This window comes from Maribacter arenosus, assembly GCF_014610845.1.
Classification (GTDB): Bacteria; Bacteroidota; Bacteroidia; order Flavobacteriales; family Flavobacteriaceae; genus Maribacter_A; species Maribacter_A arenosus.
On record NZ_JABTCG010000007.1, the window covers coordinates 40079 to 55812 of the forward strand.

Annotated in this window: 19 protein-coding genes; 6 read left to right on the forward strand and 13 right to left on the reverse strand. The window is 38.2% G+C overall.

Annotated features, from left to right (window positions below; translation table 11 throughout):
• Positions 1–4 precede the first annotated feature (4 nt).
• From HPE63_RS16880 to rsfS, 6 genes are read right to left on the reverse strand one after another with little or no spacing between them, the layout of a single operon-like run.
• Positions 5–265: an acyl-CoA-binding protein gene (locus HPE63_RS16880; RefSeq protein WP_188315487.1), complete on the reverse strand. Its 261-nt coding sequence runs from the start codon at positions 263–265 to the stop codon at positions 5–7.
• Positions 243–923, reverse strand: coding sequence for a phosphatidylserine decarboxylase family protein (locus tag HPE63_RS16885; RefSeq protein ID WP_188315488.1), 681 nt, complete (start codon positions 921–923; stop codon positions 243–245). The genes HPE63_RS16880 and HPE63_RS16885 overlap by 23 nt, the downstream gene beginning before the upstream one ends.
• Positions 913–1716, reverse strand: a complete 804-nt coding sequence (locus HPE63_RS16890; protein WP_188315489.1) for a phosphatidate cytidylyltransferase — start codon at positions 1714–1716, stop codon at positions 913–915. The genes HPE63_RS16885 and HPE63_RS16890 overlap by 11 nt, the downstream gene beginning before the upstream one ends.
• 1 nt (position 1717) lies before the next feature.
• Entirely contained in the window at positions 1718–2329 is a 612-nt protein-coding gene (locus tag HPE63_RS16895; RefSeq protein WP_188315490.1) for an LUD domain-containing protein, read from the reverse strand.
• 56 nt (positions 2330–2385) lie between these two features.
• The gene (gene ftsH, locus HPE63_RS16900) at positions 2386–4455 is read right to left on the reverse strand and encodes an ATP-dependent zinc metalloprotease FtsH (RefSeq protein ID WP_188315491.1); all 2070 of its coding nucleotides are present in this window, start codon (positions 4453–4455) and stop codon (positions 2386–2388) included.
• A 9-nt stretch (positions 4456–4464) separates the two neighbouring features.
• Positions 4465–4842, reverse strand: coding sequence for a ribosome silencing factor (gene rsfS, locus HPE63_RS16905; protein WP_188315492.1), 378 nt, complete (start codon positions 4840–4842; stop codon positions 4465–4467).
• Positions 4843–4937: 95 nt separating this feature from the next.
• Here rsfS and HPE63_RS16910 point away from each other — a divergent pair, with 95 nt between their 5' ends.
• Positions 4938–5669: a biotin--[acetyl-CoA-carboxylase] ligase gene (locus tag HPE63_RS16910; protein ID WP_188315493.1), complete on the forward strand. Its 732-nt coding sequence runs from the start codon at positions 4938–4940 to the stop codon at positions 5667–5669.
• Between the two features lie 4 nt (positions 5670–5673).
• On the opposite strand, the gene HPE63_RS16915 is transcribed toward HPE63_RS16910, so the two are convergent.
• Together HPE63_RS16915 and pyrE are read right to left on the reverse strand one after the other, a co-directional pair.
• On the reverse strand, positions 5674–6066 hold the full coding sequence (locus tag HPE63_RS16915; protein WP_188315494.1) for an SRPBCC family protein: 393 nt from the start codon (positions 6064–6066) through the stop codon (positions 5674–5676).
• 9 nt (positions 6067–6075) lie between these two features.
• A complete protein-coding gene (gene pyrE, locus HPE63_RS16920) occupies positions 6076–6717 on the reverse strand; it encodes an orotate phosphoribosyltransferase (RefSeq protein ID WP_188315495.1) in 642 nt (213 codons plus the stop codon).
• Between the two features lie 7 nt (positions 6718–6724).
• Between pyrE and HPE63_RS16925 the strand changes: the two genes are divergently transcribed.
• Positions 6725–7312 carry an NUDIX hydrolase gene (locus tag HPE63_RS16925; protein ID WP_188315496.1) on the forward strand — a complete coding sequence of 196 codons (588 nt, stop codon included), beginning with the start codon at positions 6725–6727 and terminating at the stop codon, positions 7310–7312.
• A 30-nt stretch (positions 7313–7342) separates the two neighbouring features.
• Here HPE63_RS16925 and HPE63_RS16930 read toward each other — a convergent pair whose 3' ends face one another.
• From HPE63_RS16930 to HPE63_RS16945, 4 genes are all read right to left on the reverse strand, one after another.
• Positions 7343–7750 (reverse strand): response regulator transcription factor, encoded by a 408-nt coding sequence (locus HPE63_RS16930; RefSeq protein ID WP_188315497.1) that lies wholly within the window; start codon positions 7748–7750, stop codon positions 7343–7345.
• Positions 7737–10736 carry a PAS domain S-box protein gene (locus HPE63_RS16935; protein ID WP_188315498.1) on the reverse strand — a complete coding sequence of 1000 codons (3000 nt, stop codon included), beginning with the start codon at positions 10734–10736 and terminating at the stop codon, positions 7737–7739. Before HPE63_RS16935 ends, HPE63_RS16930 begins: the two co-directional genes overlap by 14 nt.
• Positions 10737–10944: 208 nt before the next feature.
• On the reverse strand, positions 10945–11400 hold the full coding sequence (coaD, locus tag HPE63_RS16940; RefSeq protein ID WP_188315499.1) for a pantetheine-phosphate adenylyltransferase: 456 nt from the start codon (positions 11398–11400) through the stop codon (positions 10945–10947).
• 9 nt (positions 11401–11409) lie between these two features.
• On the reverse strand, positions 11410–12393 hold the full coding sequence (locus HPE63_RS16945; protein WP_188315500.1) for a D-alanine--D-alanine ligase: 984 nt from the start codon (positions 12391–12393) through the stop codon (positions 11410–11412).
• Between the two features lie 202 nt (positions 12394–12595).
• On the opposite strand from HPE63_RS16945, the gene HPE63_RS16950 reads away from it, so the two are divergent.
• The 4 genes from HPE63_RS16950 (at position 12596) to HPE63_RS16965 (ending at position 15490) form a co-directional block, all read left to right on the forward strand.
• Complete coding sequence (locus HPE63_RS16950; protein WP_188315501.1) at positions 12596–13183, forward strand: PASTA domain-containing protein; 588 nt, start codon at positions 12596–12598, stop codon at positions 13181–13183.
• A gap of 3 nt (positions 13184–13186) precedes the next feature.
• Positions 13187–14215, forward strand: coding sequence for an RluA family pseudouridine synthase (locus HPE63_RS16955; protein ID WP_188315502.1), 1029 nt, complete (start codon positions 13187–13189; stop codon positions 14213–14215).
• A 92-nt stretch (positions 14216–14307) separates the two neighbouring features.
• A complete protein-coding gene (gene yaaA, locus HPE63_RS16960; RefSeq protein ID WP_188315503.1) occupies positions 14308–15069 on the forward strand; it encodes a peroxide stress protein YaaA in 762 nt (253 codons plus the stop codon).
• 55 nt (positions 15070–15124) lie between these two features.
• Entirely contained in the window at positions 15125–15490 is a 366-nt protein-coding gene (locus HPE63_RS16965; protein ID WP_188315504.1) for a hypothetical protein, read from the forward strand.
• Positions 15491–15493: 3 nt separating this feature from the next.
• Here the strand turns inward: HPE63_RS16965 and HPE63_RS16970 are convergent, their stop codons facing one another.
• Entirely contained in the window at positions 15494–15622 is a 129-nt protein-coding gene (locus HPE63_RS16970; protein WP_188315505.1) for a 30S ribosomal protein THX, read from the reverse strand.
• Positions 15623–15734: the final 112 nt, after the last annotated feature.

Below are 15734 nucleotides of genomic sequence, written 5' to 3' on the forward strand. Positions count from 1 at the left end.
CAAATCATTTTTTGATTTCTTTTTTCACCAAAGCTATATAGGATTCCATCGCCTCACGACGGCTAATGTTCCGTGCCTGTATCAAAGCATTGGCTTTGAAAGCATTTATTAGAGGGGTCTTGCTGCCGGGGTTGTCAAAGTTTTTGTTCGCAATTTTATAGTAAGCATATAATTTCAGCAAGAGGTCGGCGGGTAATGCCTCCGTGTAATTGTTTACTTCAGCAACTGCTTCCTCGAAATTCTTACGTAAGGTCTCTTTCTTCATGACGGTCAACAAAGGTAGCGATACAAGTTTTGGCTCCGACTACCTTTTGGTTAAGTTTCACTGCAATACCACAATCCAAAGGTAATAATAAGTCTGCCCTAGAACCAAATTTTATAAAACCCGAATCTTCCCCTTGACGCACACTTTCACCTTCCTCAGCATAGTTGACAATTCGTCTGGCCATAGCCCCTGCAATCTGGCGGTACAAAATTTCCCCGAATTTCGGTGTGTTTATGACGACCGTAGTTCGTTCATTGTCCGTACTGGATTTAGGGTGCCATGCCAATAAATATTTTCCTGGATGGTATTTGGAATATTTGATCGTTCCACTAATAGGATAGCGGGTAACATGGACATTGAAAGGAGACATGAATATAGATACCTGGAGTCTTTTATCGTTGAAATATTCAGTTTCTAGAACTTCTTCTATCACTACTACTTTACCATCAACAGGGGCCAGGATTTCATCAAAAAGATTGTTGGCACTTCTTTTAGGATTTCTAAAAAACTGAAGAATCAATACCAACACAACAATTGAAACGAACTGTAGTCCCCAACACAACCATTGGTTCGTTATGTAGAACTCTGAAAGTAAGACAATGGCAACGACTAAAAAAAAAGTCGTCAGTATTATAGTTTGGCCCTCTCTATGAAACATAAGTAAATATATTTAACGTTAAATAGGCAAAAGGAGCGGCGAATACCATACTGTCCAATCGGTCGAGCATACCACCATGGCCGGGTATAATAGCTCCACTATCCTTTACCCCAGCAGATCTTTTTAATTTTGATTCTATCAAATCACCTAGAGTGCCAAATAATACAATTACCGCTGCTAGAATCATCCATTGCGCAGGATCTAAAATTGGTTCGTACTTACCTAGGAAATAGGATGCAATGGCCGTAAATACAAAACCTCCCATCGTACCTTCTATGGTTTTTTTTGGCGAAACCGCGGGGAATAATTTGGTACGCCCTATGGTACTGCCAACCAGATAGGCAAAAGAATCGTTTATCCATATCAAGATAAAAATACCCATAATCAGCAATTTGGCAAAATCGTTGTTCTTATAGGGTATCATGGTCAGAAAGATGCAGCCACCCCCTATGTAAAACAGACCGATTAAAAATTTTTGATAAAACCGGAAGGGCTTCTTTTTTCTCGAAAAAAGAAAAAAGAGTAGGGTAATATTCGTCGATATCGTAAGAAACATTAGAATATTGATCAACCATTGATCATTAACCAAGTAGATGAACGCCCACCATAAGGCCAGATAGGCAATAAAAATATGGTAGCCTTTGAGATGTACAAGTCTTTTATATTCGTACAAACAGGCCAAACCGAAAGTCATAAACAAAAAATCGAATGCATCTGTACTTAGGAATACCGCTGAAAGTAAGATAATGATATAAACTACCCCAGAAAGTGCCCTTCTAATAACTTCTTTCATACTATAGATCTTCCAAAAGTAAAAGATACAGATTTTTGGAACTACTACCGTATGTTAAAAAATCATCCGAATTTTCATTAGTGGCTTGAAAGTGTTTGAGGGTGGTAATGTTGGCTGGAATACTATGACCGTATTTTTTCTTTATTTTTTTAAGTCCCTCCCCAATCGACTCTACCAATTGGCTAGTTGTGGCAAAAACAATGATATTGTCTGGGAGTTCATGAAGTTTCTTTTCCATCAATTGATTAGAGCATACTAGGATAGAACCGTTCTGGGCGATTAGGTGTTCGCAAGTCGTAAAGAAGACCTCACTTTCGGTGGCCTTATGGGTAAAAGCTATATTCTCTTTTGAAAACCGATCCTTTAGCATGGGGTTCATTACAAAGAAAAGTTGGTCTTCCCAACTATTTTCTTTTACAATATTCTGCAGTGCTTCGGATATTTCTTGAAATGAATCGCAATAGATGAATTTGCCACCGTTCTTTTTAAAATGAATGGTGAATTTTTCATCAACAGGAATATTAAGATCGGGCATATGTACCCCACGGGTTTCTGCGGTTTCCTTGGAAACCTTTTTTTTGCCTCCTCCGAAAAGTTTGTCAAATAGCCCCATTAAATTAATTAAAGCGTCTTACCGAGTCCTCATAGTAAGGACAACGTAAATCATGTTTATTTATTTTCTTTTTTGCCTTTCACTTTTTTCTCAGGAACAACTGCTTTTTCTTTCTCCTTGGCCAAACCTTCTTTTTTTTCACTCTCGGGCTCTTTCTCGGGCTCTTTCTCGGGTACTTTCTCGGTCACTTCTTGTCCTTTGCCATCAAAATGTTTGTCAAAAGGTCTTTTTCCAAAAATCTTTTCAAGATCTTCCTTGAAAATCACTTCTTTTTCCAAGAGACGCTCGGCCAGTTCAATGAGTTTGTCCTTGTTCTTTTCTAAGACATCGATCGCTCTTACATATTGCTCTTCGATTATCTTTGAGATTTCTGAATCGATTTTTCTGGCCGTCTCCTCACTATAAGGTTTTGTAAAACCATATTCATTTTGTCCGGAGGAATCATAATAGGTTAGATTGCCAATTTCATCGTTAAGGCCATAAACGGTTACCATTGCCCGGGCCTGTTTGGTGACTTTTTCAAGATCACTTAGTGCTCCAGTTGAGATTTGGTTGAAAATCACTTTTTCTGCGGCTCTACCCCCTAACGTGGCACACATTTCATCTAACATTTGCTCTGGTCGAACAATAAGTCTTTCTTCGGGTAAGTACCAAGCAGCTCCTAGAGACTGTCCTCTTGGAACAATGGTAACTTTCACCAATGGTGCAGCATGTTCTAACATCCAACTCGTAGTAGCATGACCTGCTTCATGATAGGCAATAGTTTTTTTCTCACCAGCAGTAATGATCTTGTTCTTTTTCTCTAAGCCACCTACAATTCTGTCCACCGCATCCAAGAAATCTTGTTTACCAACCGCTTTTTTCTCTTGTCGCGCGGCGATTAAAGCGGCTTCATTACAGACATTTGCGATATCTGCACCTGAAAATCCAGGGGTTTGTCTAGCTAAGAAATCCAAATCCAAGGTTTCCGCAGTCTTGATCGGTCTTAAATGCACTTCGAATATTTCTTTACGTTCCCGGATATCTGGCAGATCTACATAAATCTGTCTATCGAAACGACCAGCGCGCATTAAAGCTTTGTCCAATACATCGGCCCGGTTGGTTGCCGCAAGTACGATGACATTGGTATTGGTGCCAAAACCATCCATTTCTGTCAATAATTGGTTTAAGGTATTTTCACGTTCATCATTTGACCCTGTAAAATTATTTTTACCTCTTGCCCTACCAATCGCATCAATCTCATCTATAAATATAATAGCTGGGGATTTGTCCTTGGCCTGTTTAAAAAGATCTCTAACCCTAGATGCACCAACCCCAACGAACATCTCGACAAAGTCTGATCCGGACAATGAGAAAAATGGGACTTTAGCTTCACCGGCAACCGCTTTTGCCAATAGGGTTTTTCCTGTTCCCGGAGGCCCAACCAATAATGCGCCTTTGGGAATTTTACCACCAAGTGAAGTATATTTATCTGGATGTCTTAAAAATTCAACGATTTCTTCTACTTCTTCTTTAGCTCCCTCAAGACCTGCAACATCTTTAAACGAGGTACGGGTGTCTGTCTTTTCATCGAACAATTTGGCTTTCGATTTGCCTATATTGAAAATCTGACCTCCGGCACCACCACCACCGCCGCCCGACATTCGGCGCATTAGGTAAATCCAGATTCCGATAATAAGTACAAAGGGTAGAATTCCCAATAATAAATCACCTAAATAATTCGATTCTTTATCAAATTCGACAATGGTATCCAGGTTTACCTCCTTTTTGATTTCGGTGATTTCATTTTGGAAAATCTGAAGATCCCCATAATCCAGTATATATTGGGGCATGGCGCCTGTGGTAGGCAACATGGGTTTTTGCGATACATCCTTATGTACTTCCTTTAGTAAGGCTTCGTCTGTCAGGAAAACCTTGGCCTGATTTGTATTGGTGATTATCAAAATCTTACTGATATCGCCATTTCTTAAATACTCCTGTAGTTCGGAAGTGGTTGTTGTTTTGGTATTGGAAAGGCTACCTCCACCAATGAACTGAAACCCAATTAGAAATACTGCGATTAGCCCATAGATCCACCATGAACTGAATTTTGGTTTTTTGGGTGTTGTATTGTTATCTTTTGCCATTATTTATTTTTACTGATTAATACTACTTTCTACCAAGGTGAACTTGGCATCACCCCAAAGCCCTTCTATATCGTAGTATTCTCTAATATGTTTTTGGAAGACATGTACCACTACATTGACATAATCCATTAAAACCCATTCGGCATTGTCTTCACCTTCAACGTGCCAAGGTTTATCTTTTATTGCCTTGCTAACTGTTTTTTGGATTGAACCGACTATGGCATTAACATGTGTATTGGAAGTACCATTACAAATAATAAAGTAGTCGCATACGGTGTTTTCAATTTCTCTTAGATCAAGAACATTTATATCATGTCCTTTTACATTTTCTATTCCCTGTAAAATTAATGCAATTAACTCATCTGCACTAGCTTTCCTTTTCTGCATTCAATATTTTTAATTTGTACAAAGTTATTATTTTTTTGTTCTTTTATCCTTAAAAATTTTAACAATAGAAAGTTAATCCTTTTAAAGGGCGATACATGCAGATAATCAAACTTAATGCCACGGACTCTACGAACTTGTACTTAAAAGATTTAATGAACAAACGGTCCTTGGACGATTTTACTATTGTGGTTGCCGATTCCCAGACTCTGGGAAGGGGCCAAATGGGCACCAAATGGGAATCTGATCCTCATAAGAACCTAACGGTCAGTATTTTAAAAAAAATGGAATCCGAACAATTCGACAACCCTTTTTTATTGAATATCTGTGTTTCCATGGCCGTTTTTAACACCTTAAAAACATTACATATACCGTCTTTAAAAATTAAATGGCCAAACGACATTATGTCAGGCCATTTCAAGATTTGTGGAATATTGATTGAAAATATAATATCAGGGCCCCGAATACTTTATTCTATCATCGGTATAGGGTTAAATGTGAACCAGGAAAAGTTTTTGGATCTACCGAATGTTTCATCGCTTAAGCTATTGACCGGAAGAAATTATGAGTTGGATGGGTTATTGCTAAAGTTACAGCGCGAATTGAAGAATTCCTTTAAGGTTATTGAAGAAAAAGGGGCCGATGCGATCAGAGACCAATATGAAAGTGTATTATTTAGAAAAGATAAACCATCAACTTTCAAAGATGCGAACGGTCAAGTGTTCATGGGATTTATACGTGGTGTCTCCGATCAGGGAAAATTGGTAGTCGCCCATGAGGACGAATTCCTGCGAGAATATAATATGAAAGAAATCAGCTTGCTTTACTGACCCATTAAATACTACCAAGGTTTTCCGACAAGGTTCCCATAAAATTCGTTATGGGTTTTTTTATCATCATGGCCATCATGGCATTAAACTCCCCTTCGAAACTCAATAGCACTTCACAGGTATCCTCGTCGAGTGCAACGATATCCGCAGTCAAGGTAAAAGGTAATTTATCGCTTGCGGCTCCCAAGACTATTTTATCATATGGGTGCTGATCTTTCCGTTGCAAAACAATTTGGGGCATTCCCTTTAGGGCAAAAAGAAATCTATCCTCATTAATTACCTCGAACTTATCGATATTGTCAGGCATTAGTCTTTCAAAGTTCTTAAGATCCGTAAGAAATTCATAAACATCCTTAGCGCTTTTGTCAATCTTGTTTTTTTGGGTTTCTATATGCATGTTATGCTATTATTGGTTCCATTGGGACGGATCTTTGCGCCATTCCAATAATGTGGTCATTTGCTCTTCCTTGATATATCCTGTTTCCGAAGCTTGGGCAATGAGGTGGGCATAGTCGGACAAAGTATGGAGCTCAAGTTCCTTTTTTTCAAAATTTTTGGTAGCCACATCAAAACCATATGTGAATATGGCCAACATTCCTTTGATATTTGCCCCGGCAGCTGCCAAGGCGTCCACTGCATTTAGGCTACTTTTTCCTGTACTGATCAAATCTTCTATGACTACAACACTTTGACCTTGTTCGAGAAGGCCTTCAATTTGGTTTTGGCGGCCGTGGGATTTTGGTTCAGGGCGCACATAGATAAAAGGCAAACCTAGATAATCTGCTACCAAGGCCCCAATTCCTATGGCCCCAGTGGCCACCCCTGCAATTATATCAGGTTTTCCATAAAGGGTTTCAACCTGCTTGGCCATTTCCTCTCTGACAAAATTTCTTATGGGCGGATAGGATAAAATAATCCTGTTGTCGCAATAGATTGGTGATTTCCATCCCGAAGCCCAAATAAAGGGATTTTCAGGATCCAACTTTATTGCATTAATTTGCAGCAGAAGCTCTGCAGTTTTTTTCGCCGTGTTTTTATCTAAAACCATTACGCAAATGTATAAAGTTTTTGTTAAAGAACTACCTCTGATTTTAACAAATGAACTATCGGAAATATCGAACAGCAAATATTTTTTATTGAATGGTGATGCGGTACGTGAAGCGATCAATGCCTTGGCAAAGAAAAAGTTGACCGAAGCTTACATCTATCATCCAAACCATGAAGAAATACTTAAAAAATTCTGCAAGACCATTCCCAAGGAGGTGGCCGCAGGTGGTGTTGTCACCAATTCCAAGGGAAAAGTACTGTTCATTTACAGAAATGATAAGTGGGATTTGCCAAAGGGTAAATTGGATAAGGGGGAAACCATTGCGGAATGTGCCATTCGGGAGGTAGAGGAGGAGACCGGGGTTAAAAAACTGAAAATCGAAAATTTCTTGAATACCACCTATCATATCTTTAAGCGTAACGGTAAATACAGATTAAAGGAAGTACATTGGTTTGCCATGAAAACCACATATGAGGGAAAATTGAAAGGTCAAGCCAGTGAGGGAATCGAAAAAGTGAAGTGGAAAGGCCCTAATAAGATAAAAAAAGCACTTGCCAATTCGTATGTGAATATCCGGTCTTTGTTCGGGGAATAGGCCATAAGGTCGTTCTGCCTATAATCGCTTTTATTCCACTGGTTTGGTGATTTCGATAATTTCTGCCCTGGTTATCGGTTTATTGTTGAATCGTATCAAATGATGGGTTTTATGTTTATAAAATTCCCAGTTTTCATAATCCGCAGGATCGATAGAGGAGGTGACTATATTTATGAGTATTTTATTCGATATCGGTAGTTCAATGAATTCTGCTAAAAACTGCCATCCATCCATAATGGGCATATTTAGATCCAAGAAAATAACCTCAGGAACAGATTTATTGGTGTCCAAGGTTTTTTTTATGCCGTCAATGGCCAGTTTACCATTGCCATAGGTACTGATTGAATTGAATTCAATAGCCATATCCAACATTTTTCGAATTCCGAAAACGGTTATTGGATCATCATCAACAATATAAATGGAATTAATTTTCTTCATTGAAATAAATATTAAAAGTTGTTCCCACTCCCACGGTACTAGTGACGGTCATTTTCCCATTCATGGCCTCGATCTGGTTTTTTGACAAGTATAATCCAATACCTCGTGCATCGGGATTGTCATGAAACGTTTTGTACATTCCAAATAATTTATCCCCATATTTTTTTAAATCGATTCCGAGCCCATTATCCTCAATACTTAAAATCGTATACCCATTGTCTTTTGTGGCACTTAGCTTGATTATAGGGTTCCGTTCATGTGATCTGTATCTAATGGCATTGGTAATGAAATTGGTTAAAATACTTTCGGCATAAGCGGGTACCGCCGATATACAAACTTCATCCGATATGGTATTAATGATCTTCACCTTTTCCTTTTTTAGGGGAACAGCCAGGGTTTTCATTATTTTGTCAATATTTTTATTCAGGTTAATAGACGACTTCTTTAAATTTATCTTAGTGCTGATGGCTAAGACCTCATTAAGATTTTCTAAAGTTTCCAATAAATTATTCGAAGCATCGACCAACATTTTCACAATGTTTTTCTTTTCAGCCTCGTTTTTTTCATTGACCAGGAATTCCAAAAGCATTGAGAAATTGGCAGAGTGGGACCTTAAATTATGGGAAACAATGTGGGCAAAGTTTAAAAGTTTCTTGTTTTGTAACGAGGTTACATTGATTAGGCTTCTTAGTTCCTGCTCTTTTTGCTTTAATTCAGTTATATCAAGACTTATTCCCACTAGACCATAAGCATTGCCGTCTTCCCCTTTTAAAGGGATCTTTGAAGTTAAAAAAGTGGTAATAGTGCCATCTTTCTTTTTATTGACCGTTTCGGCCCCTAAAATTGGTTTTAGCGAAATCATTACTCGAAGATCCTCATCGCGGGATACTTGGGCAATCTCTTTGTCATAAAGGTCAAAATCGCTTTTGCCTAATAATTCTTCGGCATTATCAACACCTAAATAATCACATTCGGCTTTATTGACCAAAATCTTTCTTGAATGTTCATCTTTTATATATACGTTGAGTGGTAAATTGTCAATAACCGTTTTCAATAACTTGCGTTCTTCACGTATTTGCCTTTCTTTCTCTTCGGATTCGGTAATATCTTGAATAATGGTCCAAACCTGCTTTTCGCCTTTCTTGTTGACTATCAATGATTTATTGATAATCACTGAAAATTCAACACCGTTTTTATTGATTAATTTTTCTCCATACGGCCCAAAAGTCCCTTTTGTTTCAAGCTCAATACGGACCTGTTCCCTGTATTGTTTGCTTCTATTATGAAATAGTTCCCAAAAATTAATATTCGCAACATTCTTTTTATGATACCCGAATGTGCTTTCGAAAGAATGATTGAAATCGATTATTTTATCGGTTTCATAATCATAGAGTACAAAGCTTACTGGCGACATTTCATAAAGTGTCCTGAACTTTAACTCGCTTTCCTTTATTTTTTCCCTGGCTGCAACCATTTCCGTAATCATTCGGCCTTCTGCCAATAGGGACACTACTTTATTGTCTTCATTGTAAATGGGTTTCAAGGAGAAATCTACAGGAATCTTATTTTGGTCTTTATCATAAACTTCAACTTCATTTCGAACGAATTTTCCTTTTGCGGCAGCTTTTATACTTTTTTTAAGCGCCTGTTTTATAGCCTCCGTTTGGGGCCACCACATGGTTTCCCAGAATTTTTTGCCAATAATCTCTTCGGAAGTGACATTTGCGAAACCCAAAGCTGTTTCATTTATTTCAATAAAAGCCCCGTCGACATCGAGAATACCTGTAAATTGGTACGATGAATTGAAGATACTTCTAAAATTACGTTCTTTCTCTTCGAGTTCGCGCTGTGCTTTTCGCGTTTCGGTAATGTCCAGTGACATGCCGACAATTCCCTCTATCTCATTTTTGGCATTGAGTAAAGGAATCTTTGACACTAAAATTGAAGTCAAGGAGCCATCTTTGGCCTTGCATATGCTCTCTTTACCTAAAATCGGTTTTAAAGTATTGATTACTTCCAAGTCCTCGTCCCTAAAAGCTTGGGCTGTTTTTTTGTCATAAATGTCAAAGTCGTTTTTGCCCAAAATATCGTTGGGACCATCGACGCCTGCGAAATCACATTCCGCTTTATTGACCAGGATCTTCCTTGATTCTATGTCTTTGATATAGACGTTTATGGGAAGATTGTCGATCAATGTCTTTAATAGTTGTTCACTTTCCTTAATTTTTGTCTCGGACAATACTTGTTCGGTAATGTCTTGAAAGGTACCGATGAGACCAACTAGCTTATCCTTATCATAAATGGGCTTTCCCGAGGCAATAATCCATTTTTCGTTCCCTTTTGCCGTGATTAGCTGAAGTTTTTCATTCCAAGGTCTACCGTATTGTAGAACGTTGTTAAAAGCCATGGAAATGGTATTGCGACTATAACCGTTTTTATAAAAATCAATAGCTGTATCAATATTTGGTATAAAATCTTCTGGGACCTCATGAATTTTTTTGGTCATTTCACACCAATGAACACTATCTTTTTCGATATCGTATTCCCAAGTTCCAATTTTTGCTATTTCTGATTTACCTGCTAAAAGCGATTTTAGTTTCTCTAATTGCAATTCATTCAGAATCTTTTGTGATATATCCTCTGTTTGAATGATGATTCCAATGATATTTTCTTTTTCGTCATACCAGGGTACGTTGGTCCACTCAAATCTTTTTTCTTTATTTTCTTTAGTAAGGTAAGTTTCATAGGAAGATTCACTTCGTTTACCTTTAAGACTTTCTTTAATATCCCTTTGCCAACCTTTGCTCATTTGATTAAATAGTTCGCTAATTTTCTTACCGATTACACCATCATGCGTCAATTCGAAATCTTGGATCCATTTATCAGAAACATGAACAACTTCTAATTTCTTATTCAGAAAAACAGTCGCTTTTGGCAGCTGTTTAACCAAATAATTATTATAATCTATCCGTGTTTCCTTAATCATAACGAAGTAATTTCTTACGAATGTAGGCGTATTATTCAACAATGATAAAGCTTTGTTGTGAACAGGGCGATACTCGTTGTGATAAGGTTGTTAGGCAGTATGAAGCTTTAAATGGGGAAGATAATTAGAAAGAAAAAACGCACAAATTATAGATGATGTATACTTTTTGTATTATGGATTTTTTCACTTTTAATCTTACAAGAATGCATTATTTGGCCCGTACCGTATCAGGGACCAATATAGAATAGTCCCCTCCATTTCTAATGACATCCCTAACTATGGAAGAACTGATGAAAGACTTGCCCGATGAGGTCAATAAAAAAACAGTCTCGATTTCTGAAAGTTTCCTGTTGGTATGGGCAATGGCTTTTTCGAATTCGAAATCCCCAGGGTTTCTCAAACCCCGTAGAATAAAACCGGCATTTACCTTATCACAAAAATCCACGGTCAGGCCTTCGTAGGTAAGTACCTTAATTCTAGATTCCGTGATAAATGCCTTTGTAATAAATTCGATACGCTGTTCAAGGGTAAACATATATTTTTTGTCGGCATTAACGCCAACTGCAATGATAAGTTCATCGAAAAGTGTAATACCTCTTAAGATAATATCGTGGTGTCCCAATGTTAATGGGTCGAAGGAACCTGGAAAAATTGCACGTCTCATAGGATAAAGTTATGGGTTTTTTGGCAATACCTCCAATATGGCATTCCCAAACAACTCAGAAAGCGATATTCCGGCTATTTTAGCTTGCTGCGGAAGTATGCTTTCAGTGGTTAGCCCGGGAGTGGTATTCATTTCGAGCATATAGGGTTCATCCCCTACAAAAATGAATTCACTACGCGAAAACCCGTTCATCTTAAGAATATCGTAGACGTTTTTGGCAACTGCACTGACTTTTTCTTCCTGTTGCAAGCTGATTCTTGCAGGGGTAATTTCTTGTGATTTCCCTTCATATTTGGCCTCATAATCGAAAAATTCGTTCTCTGTGACGATCTCGGTTATGGGCAAAACCTTGGTTTTACCTTTATATTTGATAACCCCAACAGAGACTTCAATGCCCTCTAAGAAACCTTCAATGATTATCTCATTATCCTCTTTATAGGCCAGCTCAATGGCAGATTTCAACGTCTTCTTTTCGAATACTTTGGATATGCCGAAGCTACTGCCGGCTTTGTTGGCCTTTACAAAACAAGGCAACCCTACCTTGGCAACGATGGCATCCTCATTGACTTCATCACCATAATTCAAATAATAGGATGGGGCCGATTTAATACCATAGGGTTTTAAAACACTTAACAAATCCCTTTTATTAAAGGTCAAGGCAGCTTGATAGTAATTACAGGAGGTTTGCGGAATTCCGAGCAGTTCAAAATAGGCCTGCATCAGGCCGTCTTCCCCAGGGGTACCATGGATGGCGTTAAAAACGCAGTCAAACTTTATTTTTTGGTCATCGATTTTCACAGAGAAGTCGTCCCTGTTTACCGCATATTCCCTTTCTTCATCATCCACATATACCCATTTATCCCTAAATATATGTATTCGATAGCATTCAAAATTGGCTTTGTTCAAATACGTATAAACGACATTCCCACTCTTGAGCGAAATTTTGTACTCACTGGAATAGCCGCCCATGATAATGGCCACTTTTTTCTTCATAGTGTACTTTGGTCAATTGATAGAAAGCAACTTTCTAGTTTCAAAGTAAAGAAAAAGCCTTTGTTTTCTTTGAATTCCGATGATATTTTTTTAGCGTTTGGGCTAAGTTACACGAATTGTACCATTCTTTAACCAACATTTGGGAATGTGGTCGTTTAAAGTTTTACCTCATTTCCTATATTTGCGGGAACATTTATATCAGATGAGAAATTTTTTCAACTTTTTGCGAAGTCGTACCTTTTTAATTCAATTGGGTTTGGCCTTCGTATTATCGATTGTTTTAGTCTTCGCGGCTTTACGATGGTTGAACAGCACTACACACCATGGAGAGTTTGTTGAAGTGCCCGATTTTGCTAAAATGTCGGTGATGGATATGCGTAAGGGTGTTGAAGAAGCCGGTTTGCGTTATGAGGTCTTGGATTCTGCCAATTTTAATCCAGACTATCCAAGATTTTCAATTATTGAACAAGACCCAAAGGCAGGAAGTAAGGTGAAAGTGAATCGGAAAATATATTTTACGGTGAATCCGTCTGGATATAAAAAGGTCACCGTACCTAATATTATCCAAGTGACACAGCGAAATGCCGCATCTATGTTGAAGGCCGTTGGCCTGGATGTACAACGAGTAACCTATATTGATGAACTGGGAAAAGATATGGTCTACTATATCAAGTATAAGGGTAAGAATATAAATCCGGGGGAAAAACTTCCTAAGACCTCCAAATTAGAGTTGGTATGCGGTAACGGTACCATTACCGATCGGGCGCAGATAAAGGCAGATTCAGATTAAAATATGGGTCCACAACAACATGAGCCAAATGATGAAGAACTCTACGAACACCATAGGTTCGTCGCTTCAAAAGGGCAAGATCCATTACGGGTTGATAAATTTTTGATGAATTTTATTGAAAATGCCACACGCAACAAAATTCAACAAGCTGCCAAGGATGGTCATATTTGGGTCAATGATACTATAGTAAAGCAAAATTATAAGGTGAAAGCCGGGGATGAGGTCAAGGTACTCTTTGAGCATCCACCCCATGAGTTATTGCTTACACCTGAGGATATTCCTTTACAAATTGTTTATGAAGATGAGACGCTTCTCGTCGTCAATAAGCCGGCCGGAATGGTGGTGCATCCGGGACATGGTAATTACTCCGGGACCCTAATCAATGCCTTATTGTTCCATATCAAAGATTTACCTATAAACGATAATGAACGCCCGGGATTGGTGCATAGGATCGATAAGGATACATCGGGCCTATTGGTAGTTGCCAAAACTGAGGCGGCGATGACGCATTTGGCAAAACAGTTTTTTGATAAAACCTCAGAACGTGAGTATATTGCCTTGGTATGGGGAAATGTTGAAGATGACGAGGGAACAGTGGAAGGCCATATTGGTCGAAATCCGAAAAACCGTTTACAAATGCAGGTTTTTCCGGAAGGTGATGAGGGTAAGGATGCGGTTACACATTATAGTGTTTTGGAGCGCTTAGGTTATGTTACCTTAGTATCCTGTAAATTGGAATCCGGCCGTACGCATCAAATCCGGGTACATATGAAATATATTGGGCATACTCTTTTTAACGACGAACGTTATGGCGGGGATAGAATATTAAAGGGCACCACATTTACGAAATACAAACAATTCGTCGATAATGCATTTAAAATTCTCCCAAGACAGGCCTTACATGCCAAAACTTTGGGATTTGTTCACCCAATAACGGGCAAGCACATGCGTTTCGATTCCGAACTTCCTGAAGATATGGCCGCTTGTATCGCAAAATGGCAAGATTATGCCAAGCATAGCAAGCAATTATAAATTCTGATAATATCGCTATTGAAAACTACTTGCCCATTAAGGTAGGTTTCTAGGTTATTCCTTTTTATTTTTATACCTCCAAAAAAATTGAAATGAAAATTGTTATTTCCCCAGCAAAATCCTTGGATTTTGAGAGCGAATTGCCTTCTAAGAGATATTCCCAACCCCGATTTTTGGAACAAGCCCAAAAATTGAACAAGGTGCTTGTTAAGAAGAAACCCAGAGCTTTGGCGAAATTAATGGATATTTCGAATCAGCTTGCAGAACTCAATTGGGAGCGCAACCAGAAGTTCTCAATCCCGTTTGCCCCTTCAAATTCAAGACCGGCTATATATGCCTTTAATGGGGATGTTTATCAAGGGGTGGATGCGCATACGATTCCAGAGGAAAAGTTGGATAAATTACAGGATACACTGAGAATATTATCAGGCTTGTACGGGATTCTGAAACCGTTGGACCTGATCCAACCCTATCGTCTCGAAATGGGCACTGCATTGAGAATAGGGCGCAAAAAAAATCTTTACGAGTTTTGGAAAAAGGAACTGACCGACCATTTGAATGCTGAATTGGATGATAATGAACTGTTTATAAATTTAGCCAGTAAGGAGTATTTTGGTGCCCTAGATGAAAAGAAACTCAAAGTACCGATAATAACCCCAATTTTTAAGGATTGGAAAAACGACAAATTAAAGGTCATTAGTTTTTTTGCGAAAAAGGCAAGGGGATCTATGGTCCGATATATTTTGGATAACGAAGTGAAAACCTTAACCGATTTACGTGATTTTAAAGCTGATGGGTATCTATTTAGCAAGGAACATACGTTGAAAGAAAACGAACCGGTTTTTATTCGATAGAATAATTCTTCATTTTGGCCGTTTTAATCAAACAGTTTTCGCACAAAACCAACGTATGAAACGACTTCTTTTTTTAGCTACAAGTATTTTTATCTTCATTTTGGGCTGCTCAGATCGAGATGATGAACTGAACGGTATACAGATTCGGGTAAAAAATGTGAGTTCAATACATTTTGATACTATACAGGTAGGTGGCGACGAGATGGTTCATGCCAACGTTGCCCCTGATTCCTTTTCAGACTATTTGGAATACGAAACGGCCTATAGATATGCTTATATAGGTATATCGGCAGATGGGGAGACCTATGCGTTACAACCTATCGATTTCGTAGGGGAAACCCCTTTGCCCTTTGGATACTATACATATGAAATAGGGCTAGACCAAGAAGGTAATGTAACCTTGAATTTCGTTATCGACTAAGGACTATTTCTTTTTCTTGATATCTATTTTTTCTTCGACCGTCGGTCGCTTTTTAATTTTTCGAGGTCTTCTTGCTCCATATGAATTGTTGGCTATTTTACCTCTTCTAGATTTTTTGTCACCTTTTCCCATACATTGAAAATTTAATTTGTTTAAAGTTACTCATTTTACAAGAAATGGCCACTTGGGATTTATGACTTTCCAAAGATGTATATTTGAGGGTATGACTATTTTTTCATCTAAA

What these genes read in the sequence shown, in the direction of transcription:
- HPE63_RS16930 (WP_188315497.1), bottom strand. Translation starts at nt 7,750, where the DNA reads ATGAAGAAAATTAATTCCATTTATATTGTTGATGATGATCCAATAACC.
- HPE63_RS16895 (WP_188315490.1), bottom strand. Translation starts at nt 2,329, where the DNA reads ATGGGGCTATTTGACAAACTTTTCGGAGGAGGCAAAAAAAAGGTTTCC.
- HPE63_RS16965 (WP_188315504.1), top strand. Translation starts at nt 15,125, where the DNA reads ATGAAACGACTTCTTTTTTTAGCTACAAGTATTTTTATCTTCATTTTG.
- HPE63_RS16950 (WP_188315501.1), top strand. Translation starts at nt 12,596, where the DNA reads ATGAGAAATTTTTTCAACTTTTTGCGAAGTCGTACCTTTTTAATTCAA.
- HPE63_RS16885 (WP_188315488.1), bottom strand. Translation starts at nt 923, where the DNA reads ATGTTTCATAGAGAGGGCCAAACTATAATACTGACGACTTTTTTTTTA.
- HPE63_RS16910 (WP_188315493.1), top strand. Translation starts at nt 4,938, where the DNA reads ATGCAGATAATCAAACTTAATGCCACGGACTCTACGAACTTGTACTTA.
- yaaA (WP_188315503.1), top strand. Translation starts at nt 14,308, where the DNA reads ATGAAAATTGTTATTTCCCCAGCAAAATCCTTGGATTTTGAGAGCGAA.
- HPE63_RS16925 (WP_188315496.1), top strand. Translation starts at nt 6,725, where the DNA reads ATGTATAAAGTTTTTGTTAAAGAACTACCTCTGATTTTAACAAATGAA.
- HPE63_RS16880 (WP_188315487.1), bottom strand. Translation starts at nt 265, where the DNA reads ATGAAGAAAGAGACCTTACGTAAGAATTTCGAGGAAGCAGTTGCTGAA.
- coaD (WP_188315499.1), bottom strand. Translation starts at nt 11,400, where the DNA reads ATGAGACGTGCAATTTTTCCAGGTTCCTTCGACCCATTAACATTGGGA.
- HPE63_RS16890 (WP_188315489.1), bottom strand. Translation starts at nt 1,716, where the DNA reads ATGAAAGAAGTTATTAGAAGGGCACTTTCTGGGGTAGTTTATATCATT.
- rsfS (WP_188315492.1), bottom strand. Translation starts at nt 4,842, where the DNA reads ATGCAGAAAAGGAAAGCTAGTGCAGATGAGTTAATTGCATTAATTTTA.
- HPE63_RS16935 (WP_188315498.1), bottom strand. Translation starts at nt 10,736, where the DNA reads ATGATTAAGGAAACACGGATAGATTATAATAATTATTTGGTTAAACAG.
- pyrE (WP_188315495.1), bottom strand. Translation starts at nt 6,717, where the DNA reads ATGGTTTTAGATAAAAACACGGCGAAAAAAACTGCAGAGCTTCTGCTG.
- HPE63_RS16970 (WP_188315505.1), bottom strand. Translation starts at nt 15,622, where the DNA reads ATGGGAAAAGGTGACAAAAAATCTAGAAGAGGTAAAATAGCCAACAAT.
- HPE63_RS16945 (WP_188315500.1), bottom strand. Translation starts at nt 12,393, where the DNA reads ATGAAGAAAAAAGTGGCCATTATCATGGGCGGCTATTCCAGTGAGTAC.
- HPE63_RS16915 (WP_188315494.1), bottom strand. Translation starts at nt 6,066, where the DNA reads ATGCATATAGAAACCCAAAAAAACAAGATTGACAAAAGCGCTAAGGAT.
- ftsH (WP_188315491.1), bottom strand. Translation starts at nt 4,455, where the DNA reads ATGGCAAAAGATAACAATACAACACCCAAAAAACCAAAATTCAGTTCA.
- HPE63_RS16955 (WP_188315502.1), top strand. Translation starts at nt 13,187, where the DNA reads ATGGGTCCACAACAACATGAGCCAAATGATGAAGAACTCTACGAACAC.